The 11,360-nt window shown below is 73.4% G+C and carries 13 protein-coding genes; 8 read left to right on the top strand and 5 right to left on the bottom strand.

The window, feature by feature from the left end:
* Position 1: 1 nt before the first annotated feature.
* Both A3CE_RS0135200 and merB read right to left on the bottom strand, forming a co-directional pair.
* On the bottom strand, positions 2-1,093 hold the full coding sequence (locus tag A3CE_RS0135200) for a polyprenyl synthetase family protein (RefSeq protein ID WP_020644799.1): 1,092 nt from the start codon (positions 1,091-1,093) through the stop codon (positions 2-4).
* A 61-nt stretch (positions 1,094-1,154) separates the two neighbouring features.
* Positions 1,155-1,841 (bottom strand): organomercurial lyase, encoded by a 687-nt coding sequence (gene merB / locus A3CE_RS0135205; RefSeq protein ID WP_020644800.1) that lies wholly within the window; start codon positions 1,839-1,841, stop codon positions 1,155-1,157.
* A 49-nt stretch (positions 1,842-1,890) separates the two neighbouring features.
* On the opposite strand from merB, the gene metF reads away from it, so the two are divergent.
* The 3 genes from metF to A3CE_RS0135220 all read left to right on the top strand — a co-directional run bounded on the left by metF (position 1,891) and on the right by A3CE_RS0135220 (position 5,768).
* Entirely contained in the window at positions 1,891-2,775 is an 885-nt protein-coding gene (gene metF / locus A3CE_RS0135210; RefSeq protein ID WP_020644801.1) for a methylenetetrahydrofolate reductase [NAD(P)H], read from the top strand.
* Positions 2,776-2,817: 42 nt separating this feature from the next.
* On the top strand, positions 2,818-4,506 hold the full coding sequence (locus tag A3CE_RS0135215; RefSeq protein WP_185839776.1) for a DUF885 domain-containing protein: 1,689 nt from the start codon (positions 2,818-2,820) through the stop codon (positions 4,504-4,506).
* Positions 4,507-4,895: 389 nt separating this feature from the next.
* Complete coding sequence (locus tag A3CE_RS0135220; protein WP_020644803.1) at positions 4,896-5,768, top strand: DMT family transporter; 873 nt, start codon at positions 4,896-4,898, stop codon at positions 5,766-5,768.
* A 4-nt stretch (positions 5,769-5,772) separates the two neighbouring features.
* Here the strand turns inward: A3CE_RS0135220 and A3CE_RS0135225 are convergent, their stop codons facing one another.
* Together A3CE_RS0135225 and A3CE_RS0135230 are read right to left on the bottom strand one after the other, a co-directional pair.
* Positions 5,773-6,345: a GNAT family N-acetyltransferase gene (locus tag A3CE_RS0135225; protein WP_020644804.1), complete on the bottom strand. Its 573-nt coding sequence runs from the start codon at positions 6,343-6,345 to the stop codon at positions 5,773-5,775.
* The gene (locus tag A3CE_RS0135230) at positions 6,342-6,854 is read right to left on the bottom strand and encodes a YbaK/EbsC family protein (RefSeq protein ID WP_020644805.1); all 513 of its coding nucleotides are present in this window, start codon (positions 6,852-6,854) and stop codon (positions 6,342-6,344) included. The genes A3CE_RS0135225 and A3CE_RS0135230 overlap by 4 nt, the downstream gene beginning before the upstream one ends.
* A gap of 221 nt (positions 6,855-7,075) precedes the next feature.
* Between A3CE_RS0135230 and A3CE_RS59970 the strand changes: the two genes are divergently transcribed.
* The 5 genes from A3CE_RS59970 (at position 7,076) to A3CE_RS0135260 (ending at position 10,756) form a co-directional block, all read left to right on the top strand.
* Complete coding sequence (locus tag A3CE_RS59970) at positions 7,076-7,810, top strand: SAV_6107 family HEPN domain-containing protein (protein WP_020644806.1); 735 nt, start codon at positions 7,076-7,078, stop codon at positions 7,808-7,810.
* Positions 7,800-8,567, top strand: a complete 768-nt coding sequence (locus tag A3CE_RS0135240) for a maleylpyruvate isomerase family mycothiol-dependent enzyme (RefSeq protein WP_020644807.1) — start codon at positions 7,800-7,802, stop codon at positions 8,565-8,567. Before A3CE_RS59970 ends, A3CE_RS0135240 begins: the two co-directional genes overlap by 11 nt.
* Before the next feature lie 71 nt (positions 8,568-8,638).
* The gene (locus tag A3CE_RS0135245; RefSeq protein WP_020644808.1) at positions 8,639-9,370 is read left to right on the top strand and encodes a VOC family protein; all 732 of its coding nucleotides are present in this window, start codon (positions 8,639-8,641) and stop codon (positions 9,368-9,370) included.
* A gap of 46 nt (positions 9,371-9,416) precedes the next feature.
* A complete protein-coding gene (locus A3CE_RS53690) occupies positions 9,417-9,620 on the top strand; it encodes an alpha/beta fold hydrolase (RefSeq protein WP_020644809.1) in 204 nt (67 codons plus the stop codon).
* Between the two features lie 74 nt (positions 9,621-9,694).
* Positions 9,695-10,756, top strand: a complete 1,062-nt coding sequence (locus tag A3CE_RS0135260) for a GNAT family N-acetyltransferase (RefSeq protein WP_020644810.1) — start codon at positions 9,695-9,697, stop codon at positions 10,754-10,756.
* 7 nt (positions 10,757-10,763) lie between these two features.
* Here the strand turns inward: A3CE_RS0135260 and def are convergent, their stop codons facing one another.
* Positions 10,764-11,264: a peptide deformylase gene (gene def, locus A3CE_RS0135265; RefSeq protein WP_020644811.1), complete on the bottom strand. Its 501-nt coding sequence runs from the start codon at positions 11,262-11,264 to the stop codon at positions 10,764-10,766.
* Positions 11,265-11,360: the final 96 nt, after the last annotated feature.

Genomic DNA, 11,360 nt, shown 5'->3' on the forward strand with positions numbered 1-11,360 from the left:
GTCAGTACGTCCGCTGGGTGGCCTTGACGACGAGCCCGGTCAGTGCCTCGGGCGCCGGCTCGGCCAGGTGCGCGCGCTCGAGGGCGGCCATCGCCGCCGTCGTCAGCTCGTCGATCCGCCGCTCGACCGCCTCGACCGCGCCGACCTGCTGCAAGGCCATCCGGACGGTCTCGACACCCTCGTCGGACAGGGCCGCGTCGCCGATCGCGTCCGCGATCACGGTGGCCGCGGCCCGCTCGCCCTTTTCCGCGGCGAGCCGCAGGCCGAGCGCGACCAGCAGGGTGCGCTTGCCTTCCCGCAGGTCGTCGCCGGCGGGCTTGCCGGTCACCGACGGGTCGCCGAACACGCCCAGCAGGTCGTCGCGCAGCTGGAAGGCGACGCCCACTTCGCCGCCGAACTCCAGCAGCGTGGCGATCAGCTCGGGGGAGGCGCCGCCGAGCGCGGCGCCCAGGTGCAGCGGCCGCTGCACGGTGTAGGCGGCCGTCTTCAGCTTGTCGATCTTGAGCGCGGCCTCGACGGAGGCGTCCCCGGTCGCCTGCGTCCGGACGTCGAGGTACTGCCCGGCCAGTACCTCGGTGCGCATCGCGCGCCAGGCCGGGCGCGCGGCGGCGAGCGTCCCGGCCGGCAGCGGGGCGTCGGCGAACATGTCGTCCGCCCAGGCCAGCGCCAGGTCGCCGACCAGCACGGCGGTGGCCAGGCCGAACGTCGCCGGCGAACCGAGCCAGCCCCGGTCCGCGTGCAGCTTCGCGCCCGCGATGTGCACGGTCGGGAAGCCGCGGCGGGAGTCGGAGGAGTCGATCAGGTCGTCGTGGATCAGCGCGCACGCCTGGATCAGCTCGAGGCTGGACACCGCCTGCAGGACACCTTCGGCGTCCGGGCCCGCCGGGTCGCCGCCCGCGCCGCGCCAGCCCCACCACGCGAACGTCGGGCGCAACCGCTTGCCGCCGTTCAGCACGAACCCGCTCAGCGCGTCGATCCCGGCGGCCACGGTCGGCTCGGTCCCGAGGATTTCGGCGCTCGCCCGGCCGAGGAATCCGGCCAGCGCGCGCTCGACGTGGGCGGGCAGGTCGGCGTCGGGAACGGGCGCACTCATGGTCGTAATACTCGCCGAACCCGCGGGCGCCCGGGCCGCCGGGGCACCCGGATGTGGCGAATCAGACTCCCGCCGCGGCCGCCCAGAACGGCCCGGTCAGGCCCGTTTCGGCGAAGTAGGCGGCCGCGCTGCCCGGCTCGCGCCGCCGGTAACCGCGTTCGAGCCTGCCCTCGTACCAGCCGCGCGCGAGCCGCCAGAGCGTGACGAGGTCCAGCACGGACCCCTTGGCCTGCCCGGTTTCCGCCAGCCAGGCGTCCACACAGGACTCGCAGCAGAAGAGCCGCTGGTTCCCGCACGTGTGCAGCACGTCGTCCCACATCCGCGCGGCGGCCACGAGGAAGTGCGCCACCTGGGTGCCCTCGGGCGGCTCGGTCCGGTTCACCACCAGCGCGTGCGGCTGCCCGCACCCGGGACAGCGGGTCGCGACGAGCACCTCCGGCTCGCCGTCGACCAGGTGGGGGATGGCGAACGAGTCCCACGCGCAGCCGCCCCACCACAGCGTGTGCGAGCCCATCACGGAGAAGCCGAGCGACTTCGCGGCGAACGGGTGCGCCAGCACGACGTGCTCGCACTCGTCGAGGACCAGGTGGTGGGCGTCGGCCAGGCGGTGCAGCGCCTGCTTGGCGACGGCGAGCGACCCGCCCGCCGCGTCGGCCAGCTCCGGGGCGCTCGGCGCGCGGCCGTGGGCGGCGAAGGCGCGAAAGACCGCGAGGCGCACGTCCTCGTCCCAGCTCGCGTCGTCCCTCATCGCTCACTCCCGTACCCAGTTTAGGCCCCGGCACCCTTAACATGCGTTTATGACGTCGGTGATCGAGCGGTTGAGCGGAGACGGGCCGAAGTTCTCCATCGAGTTCTTCCCACCCCGGGACACGGCGGACGAGGCCGTCCTGTGGAAGGCCGTCCGGGAGCTCGAGCCGTACGACCCGGCCTACATGTCCATCACCTACGGCGCCGGCGGCTCCAGCCGCGACGGCACGATCCGCAGCATCGCCCGCGTCGCGACCGAGACGACGCTGGTGCCGATGGCGCACCTGACCGCGGTCAACCACTCCGTCGCCGAGCTGCGCAACGTGATCGGCTGGTACGCCTCGGTCGGCGTCCGCAACATCCTCGCGCTGCGCGGCGACCCGCCGGGCGACGTCTACGGCGAATGGGTCCCGCACCCGGAGGGCCTGACCTACGCCGAAGAGCTGGTGCAGCTGGTGCGCGAGCTGGGCGACTTCTGCGTCGGCGTGTCGGCGTACACCTACGGCCACCCGCGCTCGCCGGACCTGGAGACCGACACGAAGTACCTGGTCCGCAAGCTGCGGGCGGGCGCGGACTTCGCGATCGCCCAGCTGTTCCACGACGCCGAGGACTTCCTGCGGCTGCGCGACCGGGTCGCCGCGACCGGCTGCGACATCCCGGTGCTGCCCGGTGTGATGCCGCTGACGACGATGCGGACCCTGCAGACGACGATCAAGCTGTCCGGCGCGCCGGCCCCGCGGAAGCTGCTCGACCGGCTCGAGCCGCTGGCCGACGACCCCAAGGCGTTCCGCGCCGCGGGCATCGACGTCACCACCGAGCTGTGCGAGAGGCTGATCGGCGAGGGCGTGCCGAGCCTGCACTTCTACACGTTCAACCGGTCGAAGGCGACGCGCGAGGTGATCGCCCGGCTGGGCCTCGTCCCAGCCCGTGCTTAAGTACGTACCACTGGCTACCGGTGGCCCGGTAGCGTGCGGCGCATGGCTTCTACTGCTTCCGAGGGCGTGCACGGGATCTGCGACCGCTACGTCGACGACTACGCGGCCGCGGACCCCGTCGCGGCGACCGCGCAGGGCATCGCCGGGCACGACCACCGGCTGACCGACTACTCGGCGGCCGGGTTCGCCGAGCGCGCCGGGCTGGCCGCGCGGGCGCACGCCGCCGTCACCGCCGCCGAACCGCGGGACGCCGCCGAACGCGCCGCCAAGGCCGTGTTCACCGAGCGCGTCGGCCTGGAGCTGGAGATCCACGAGGCCGGCCTCGACGTCGCGAGCCTGAACGTCATCGCCAGCCCTGTGCAGGAGCTGCGGATGGTGTTCGACCTGATGCCGCTCGAGACCGAGCACGACTGGTCGGTCGTCGCGACCCGGCTCGGCGAGGTGCCGAAAGCACTGGCCGGCGTCCGCAGCGGCCTGCTTTCGGCGGCCGACGCGGGACGCGTCGCGGCGCTGCGTCAGGTCGCGAAGGTGGCGGAGCAGTGCGAGACGTGGGCAGGCCTGAAGGAGGAGACGGGGTTCTTCACCGGGCTCGTCGGCGGCGCGTCTTCTCAGGGCGAAGCGCTGAAGTCGGACCTCGCGCACGGTGCTCGCGCCGCTGACGAGGCGTACGCGGAGTTCGCCGGGTTCCTGCGTGCCGAGCTGGCACCGAAGGCCCCGGTCAAGGACGCCGTCGGCGAGGACGTCTACCGCCTGTGGTCGCGGTACTTCGTCGGCGCCACGCTGGACCTGCGCGAGGCCTACGAATGGGGCTGGGCGGAGTTCGCCCGGATCGAGGAGGAGATGCGCGCCGTCGCGAACCGCGTCAAGGCGGGCGCGACCCCCGCGGAAGCCGCGGCGGTGCTGGACGCCGACCCGCGCTACCGCGTCCGCGGCCGCGCCGAGTTCGAGGCGTGGATGCAGCGCCTGTCCGACCAGGCGCTGGAGTCGTTGCGCGGCAAGCACTTCGACATCTCCGACCGCGTGATGGCCCTGGAGTGCAAGATCGCCCCGCCGGGCGGCGGCGTCGGCGCGTACTACACGGGCCCGAGCGAGGACTTCAGCCGTCCGGGCCGGATGTGGTGGTCCCTGCCCGCAGGCCGCGACGAGTTCGTCACGTGGCGCGAGACGAGCACCGTCTACCACGAAGGAGCCCCGGGCCACCACCTCCAGATCGCGACGGCGGTGGACCAGTCGGACGGGCTGAACAAGTACCAGCGGATGATGGCGTTCACGTCGGGCCACGCGGAGGGCTGGGCCCTGTACGCGGAGCGCCTGATGCAGGAACTGGGCTACCTCGCGGACGACGGCGACCTGCTGGGCATGCTTTCGGAGCAGCTGTTCCGCGCGGCCCGGGTGATCGTCGACCTGGGCATGCACCTGGAGCTTGCGATCCCGTCCGGGACCGGCTTCCACGAGGGCGAGCGCTGGACGCCGGAGCTGGGCCTGGAGTTCGTGCTGAGCCGCACGATCACGGACCCGGCCCACGTCCACGACGAGATCGACCGCTACCTGGGCTGGCCGGGCCAGGCCCCGGCGTACAAGATCGGCGAGCGCCTCTGGCTGGCGGCGCGCGCGGAGGCCCAGGTTCGGGCCGGGAAGTCGTTCGACATCAAGCACTTCCACACGGAGGCGCTGAAGCTGGGCGGCATGGGGCTGGACACGCTGCGGGAACAGCTTTCCCAGCTGGACTGAGGTGTGGGCCGGGGCCTCGCCGCCGGAGGCCGGCCCCCACCCTCCCCGGCAGGGCTCTCGCCGGAGTGCGTGGCGGTTCGCCGCTGCGATGTCGTGAACGACTCGTTCATCTCGTCCGACGACAGGAAAGAGTCGTTCATGTCGTTTGGCGAGTGCTCCGGAGCGCAGTTGTCCACAACCCGGCGGGCCTGGGGAAAACCCGTCGCGTCCACCCGCTCTGACCGCTAGGTTTCCTCTCGTGCACCGGATCTTCCTCGTCACCCCACCGCCTCGCGCCTGAGCGGGGTGGTCCCTAGCCGCGTGGTCTTCAAGGCCCGCGGCTGATTTGTCTTGCGCACCGCCCCGCGTCGTCGAACTCCCTTTTCCTTCGACGCAGGAGCGTTCTTCCGATGTCCATCGCCACACCCACGCGCGCCCGTTCGTCGGCCGCGCTCGTTCTCGCCGGTGTCCTGTGGGGCACCGGCGGTCTCGCCGGCTCGCTGCTCGGCGACCTCGCCGGCCTTCACCCGCTCGCCGTCGCCGCTTACCGGCTGCTCGTCGGCGGCGCCGCGGCGACCCTCTTCGTCCTCCTCAAAGGCGTCACCCTCCCGCGCACGGCAGAAGCGGCGAAGCGCATCATCGCCGTCGGCGGGCTGTTCGCCCTGTTCCAGGCGAGCTACTTCGCCGCCGTCGCGCTGAGCTCGGTGAGCGTCGCGACCATGACCACCATCGGGGCCGCGCCTGTCGTGGTCACCCTCGCCGGGCGGCGGAAACCGCACCGCTGGACGCTGGTCTCGCTGGCCGGCACCCTCGCCGGCCTGGTGTTGCTCCGCTGGTCACCGGGCGAAGCGACCTCCCTCGCCGGGCTCGGCTTCGCGCTGCTCGCGGCGGCCGGCTTCGCCACCCTCACCTTGCTCACCGCCAAGCCGGTCGAGGGCCTGGAACCGCTGTCCACGACGGCGTTCGGCTGCCTGGCCGGTGGCCTGCTGCTCACCCCCGTGGCGAGCTGGTCCGGCATGGCGCTGCCGCTGCACGCGGACGTCCTCCTCGTGACGTGCTACCTCGGCGCGGTGCCGACCGCGCTCGCCTACGCCGCGTACCTGCGTGGCCTGACCAACGCGCACCCGCTCCTGGGCGCGCTGGCGGCGGTGCTCGAGCCGCTGACGGCGGCGATGCTGTCCGCGGTCCTGTTCGGCGAGCGGCTGAGCGTCACGGCGTGGTGCGGCGCCGCCGTGCTGGTCGCGGCGCTCGTGGTCGGCTACTGGCGCCCGGAGCCGCGCTGAAGGTTCAGCGCGGTTCGAGGGGCAGTGCGCGCCCCAGGATCGCGAACGGCCGCGGGTCGCCGGCGAAGTGGTAGTCGCGCAGGACGTCGACGAACCCGGTGCGGCGGTAGAGCTTCCACGCCCGGCTGGTGCCCTCGGGCGTCGAGAGCAGCACGTTCGCGCTCGGCACGCCATTGAGCAGGCCCCGCAGCAGGTCCTCGCCGATCTGGTGGCCCTGGTTCTCGGGCCGGACGTGGATCTCGGTCAGCTCGAAGTAGTCCGACAGCCAGCGGTCGGCCTCGGCGGGCCCGGACCGGCGGCTCAGGCCGTGGCGCACCTGCTCGTGCCACCACTGCCCGGCCCGCCCGCGGTACCCGTAGGCGACACCGAGCAGGACGTCGTCGGCGTCGAGGGCGGCCATGCAGCGCCAGCCCTCACGCAGCGCGTGGGTGAGCCACATCGGCGCGCGCTGCTCGGCGGTGCCGGCCGGGTACCGCATCGCCCGGACGTAGATGTCGAGCGCTTCGGGCAGGCGTGCGCGGAACTCGTCCGACGAGAGCTGGACGTAGCGGGAGTAGCCGGCGGGCATCGCGGTCACGGCTGTCCATCCTCCTCCGCGCCGCCGAGCGCGCCGGGGGTGCCCCCGGTCAAGGCCACCAGCCCGGCGAAGGTGGTGGGGTAGACGGTCTTCGGATGCCCGGCGGCGGCCCAGACGATGTCGTGGTCCCGCAGCGCGGTGTCGACGAGCGTCGGCAACGGCCGCGGGTGCCCGGTGGGGGCGACCCCGCCGATCGGCTGGCCGGTGTGCGTCCGGACGAAGTCGGCGTCGGCCTTGCCGATCTCGGCGCCGGCCAGCCGGGCGAGGGTGGCCGGGTCGGCGCGGTGGGCGCCGGAGGTCAGCGCGAGGAGCGCGTTTTTGTCGGACCCCAAGCGGAAGATGAGGCTGTTGGCGATGGCCCCCACGGGCACGCCGAGCGCTTCGGCCGCCTGAGCGGCGGTCCGGACCTCGGCGGGCAGCACGCGGATGCCTTCGGCGGCGGCGTGCTGCCCGGCTTCGGCCAGCGCGGCCGCCACCTTGGCGACGGCGGGGTGGTCCAGCGAACTCATGAACCTATGAGATCACGCCACCGACCTGGTGTCCCGCACCACGTCCGGGATCGCCCGGTGGGGTTGAGCGGACGCCGGGTCGGGGGTTACTCTGGAAATTGTTCGAACAGGCGTTCGACATCGGTGAGCGCGCACCGGTCAGGTGCCCGGTACCGGGACGGGGGAAGCGTCTCGGCACCGGGCCCCCGATCGGGCTCACCCCGCGCAGGAGGAGGGTCGCCATGTCCGTCAAGGTCGTGTCCCCCACGGATCCGGGGCAGCCACAGCTGCCCATGTCGCTGCGCCCGCCGGTGACCCCGGCGGCGGCCGGAACCCACCACGTCCGCCCCCGGCGGCACTCGCCGGCCTCGGCTCCGGTGGTGGATTCGCGGCAGCCCGAGCTGCCGATGCCGCCGTGCCGTTCCGCTGCCGAGCTGGAGTCTGACCAGCCTCAGCCGCCGATGTCGCCGCGCTCGTCCGCCGCCGAGACAGTGTCCGGCCAGCCCCAGCTGCCGCCGCGTCCGCCGGCCGCCGGCACCGAGCCTGACCAGTCCCTGCTCCCCATGGCCGTGCGCCCGCCCGCTCCGCCGGTGGCGGCCGGCCTGCTCGCGCAGGCGCGGCGCGGGCTCGCCGAGGCCGAGTGGGAGACCGATCCCGCGGAACGGTTCATCGGCGCCTACCTCGCCGCGCTGCGCGGTGCCGCCGCCGTGCTCGCCGCCCGTGGGCGTCCGCACCGGGGCCGGGCGCGGCCGGCCAGCACCTGGGTCCTGCTCGACTCCGTCGCGCCCGAACTGCGGGAGTGGTCCGCCTTCTTCGCGGGCAACTCGGCCACACGCGCCGCCGCGCAGGCCGGGATCACCGGGAAGGTCACCGCCGAGTCGGCCGCGGGGCTGGTGCGGGCCGCCACGCCGTTCCTGGAGCTGGTCCGCCGCCTGGTGCACGGCCTGCCGATCACTGGGGAAGCCCATGTCGCGTGAGCACGGCCTGGTCGACTCCGGGCGGCTGCTCACGGCGTTGGGGATCGAAGGCCGGGTGCTGGCCGAGGCCGTGCACGCGGCGCCGGTCGAGGCCCCGGTGCCGGCCTGCCCCGGCTGGTCGCTCGGCGAGGTGGCCCGGCACGTCGGAAGCCTCTACCGGGTGGTCCGGCGCCGGCTGGCGGACGGCCGGAGCCCCGAAGACTGGCAGCGCGACCCCGAACCGGGCCAGAGCCTGCGGGAGTTCCTGGAGACGGGCCTCGCCGAGCTGCTCGACGAACTGGCCGCGCACGACCCGGAGGAGCGCGCGGACACCTGGTGGCCGGCGGACCCGACGTACGGGTTCTGGCGGCGGCGCATGCTGCACGAGACGCTCGTCCACCGCGTCGACGTCGAGCAGGCCGCGGGCGCGGAATCGCGCGGGGTGCCCGAAGACCTCGCGCTCGACGGCATCGACGAAGCGCTGACCCTGTGGTTCGGGCAGAAGCTGCCGATGCTCGGGCTGACCGGCACGAAAGCGGGCTCGGTCGGCGTGCGGGCCGGCGCGCACAGCTGGATCGCGCGGGCCGGACCGGAGACCACGGAAGCGTGGCGCTGTTCGGCCGAGGAGGCCGAGAACGCCGACGACGTCGTCACGGCGAAACCCGCGCAGATCTACCTGTGGCTCTGGGGCCGCGCGTCCCTGACCTCGGTGGCCGTGCGGGGAGTGCACGACCAGGCGGCCCAGCTCTGGGCGCTGCTGCGGCTCGCGACCCGATGACCCGGCCGGTGGGGAAGCCGAACCGGAACTGTCGGGGGTGGCTGTCGGGAATAACAGCTAGCCTGCGGCGCATGAGCACGCGCTTGGTGAATGTCGTGATCGACTCGGCGCGGCCGAGGGTCCTGGCGGACTTCTGGGCCGCGCTGCTCGGCTGGCACGTCGCCGTCGAGGAATCCGGCGAGGTCGACGTCCGCGCCCCGGAGACCGACGGCTGGGACCTCGATCTCGTCTTCGTGCCGGTTCCGGAACCCAAGGAGGTCAAAAACCGGATCCACCTGGACCTGGCGAGCACGGCTCCCGCGCACCAGGCCGAGCTGGTGGCGCGCGCCCTGGAGCTGGGCGGCCGCCAGGTCGACCTCGGGCAGGGCGCGGTGCCGTGGGTGGTGCTGGCGGACCCGGAGGGGAACGAGTTCTGTGTGCTCGAGCCCCGCGACCGGTACGCGGAGACGGGGGCGGTGGCCTCGATCGTGGTCGACGCCCACGACCCCGCGCTCCTGGCGGACTTCTGGGCGCGGGTCACGGGCCGGCCGGTCGAGGTCCGCGAGGGTGAGGTGCTGGTGGGCCTGCGCGCGCCCTCGGGCCGCGGGCCGTGGCTGGAGTTCCTCCGCAACGACGACGTCAAGCGCGTCAAGAACCGCGTGCACCTCGACGTCGCGCCGCCGGCGGGTGCCGACCACGCCGCGGCGGTGGCGGAGGTCATCGCGGCCGGCGCGGCGCCGGCGGACCTGGACGGTCCCGCGCTTCCGTGGCGTGTACTGACGGACCCGGAAGGCAACGAGTTCTGCGTGCTGACCCCGCGCTGACCTAGGGCGCCGAAGCGCTGAGCAGCTGGGCGAGGTCGACCTGCCGGTGCGCGTCCGGTGGGGTGCCGAGGACACGTGGATCCCGCCGGCCATCGGCGAGCGGCTCGCCGCGGGCATCCGGGGCGCGACCTTCACCCCGGTCGCCGGTGCGGGCCACCTCGTCCAGCTGGACGACCCGGTCGCGCCGGCCACCGAGCTGCGGTCGTGGCTGAGTGTTTCGCCGGGGTTGCCGGAGCGCGTCGAACGCTGACCTGCGCGAAACATCGGCGCCCTGGAGCGGCAACAACCGCGGGGCACCGTGGAGGCATGGAGACCTCCAGAGCGTTGCCCCAGCCCGGCCGGACGGCCGCCGTCGAGGAGCCCGCCACCCCGTCGGCGTGGCGGGTGCGGATCCGGATGCACGATCACCCGGGCACGCTGGCCCGCATCGCCATCCGGCTCGCCGACCTCGAGTGCAACATCCTCGGCCTGAGCGTGCTGCCGGTGCCCGGCGGGGTGCTCGACGAGATCGTGCTGCGCCCCGCGACCGGCCTGCCCCGGCGGCACCTGGCCGAGGCCATCCGCGCCGAGGGCTGCGAATGCACCGCGATCATCGACGCGGACGTCCACGAGCTGGTCGACCCGTCTTCGTCGACGCTGCTGGCGGCCCGCCGGGCGGTCGACGACCCGGCTCGCCTCGCCGACGTGCTGAAGGACGTCCTCGGCGCGGACGTCGTCACGCTCGTCCCGGCCGCCGAAGCGAACCCGGCCCGCACCGAGAGCGGGCACCGGGCGGTGTTCGAGCTGGGCTCCGGCAGCGCACTGGTGGCGCGCCGCCAGTGGGCGCCGTTCGTGCAGCTGGAGCTGACTCGCGCCGAAGCGCTGGTGGTGCTGCTCACCGCGGCGGCGCGGAACGTCGCCGGCCCGGTGGTCCTCGACCGTCCGGACGGCGCGGCGATCGTCCTGCGCAAGGGCGTTCCCGGCGACGCCGACGCGGTGTCCGAGCTGCACCGCCGCTGCTCGATGGCGACGCTCTTCCAGCGCTACCACACCGGCGTGCGGACGATGCCACGCCGACGGCTGCACCGGTTGCTGGTGCCACCGCGCGGCACGAGCGTCCTCGCCGTGTTCGGCCGCGAGGTGATCGGTCTGGGACAGCTGATCCCGTTGATGTCGGGCGGCGCCGAGATCTCGCTCCTGGTGGAGGACGCGTGGCAGCGGCAGGGAATCGGCACGGCGTTGCTGGCGCGGCTCGCGGTCCTCGCGGAGGCTCAGGGCATCACGGAGCTGACGGCGAACGCCCTCGCGGGCGACGACGCGCTGCCCCGCACCGCGGCCCGCGCCGGCCTGCGCACGGAACGCGCGGTCGACGATGGTGCCAAGCTGCGCTTGTTCCTGCCCGCCTGAGCGAGGATCAGCGCTTCCAGAACCAGTCTTTGTCCCGCGCTTCACGCAGGGCGGACTTCTTGCGCTCGGCGGTGAGCCGGTCGAGGTAGAGAATGCCGTCGAGGTGGTCGGTTTCGTGCTGCAGGCACTGCGCCAGCACGTCCTCGCCTTCGACCTCGATCGGTTTGTTGTGGACGTCGACGCCCCGCACCTTCGCGTGCTTCGCCCGCTTCGTGGGGAACCACAGCTCCGGCACCGACAGGCAGCCCTCGCCGATCTCGTGCGTCTCTTCGGACAGCTCGACGAGCTCGGGGTTGACGACGTACCCGGTGAGCCCGGCCACGTCGTAGCTGAAAACGCGAAGCCCCACCCCGATCTGCGGCGCGGCCAGCCCCGCGCGCCCGGCCGGTTTCACCGAGTCGAGCAGGTCCCGCACGAGCGCCTCGAGCTTCTCGTCGAACACGGTGACCGGGTCGCAGACGGACTTGAGGATCGGGTCCCCGAAATAGCGCAGTTCGCGCATCGCCATGAGCAGAACATCCTTCGTGCGGTGTCGGACTGGCAGCTTAGGCCAGGCCGGAAAGCCCCCGTCGGTGAATCGGCAACCCGCCGGACCAGCAGGCCC

Source organism: Amycolatopsis balhimycina FH 1894 (genome assembly GCF_000384295.1).
Classification (GTDB): domain Bacteria; phylum Actinomycetota; class Actinomycetes; order Mycobacteriales; family Pseudonocardiaceae; genus Amycolatopsis; species Amycolatopsis balhimycina.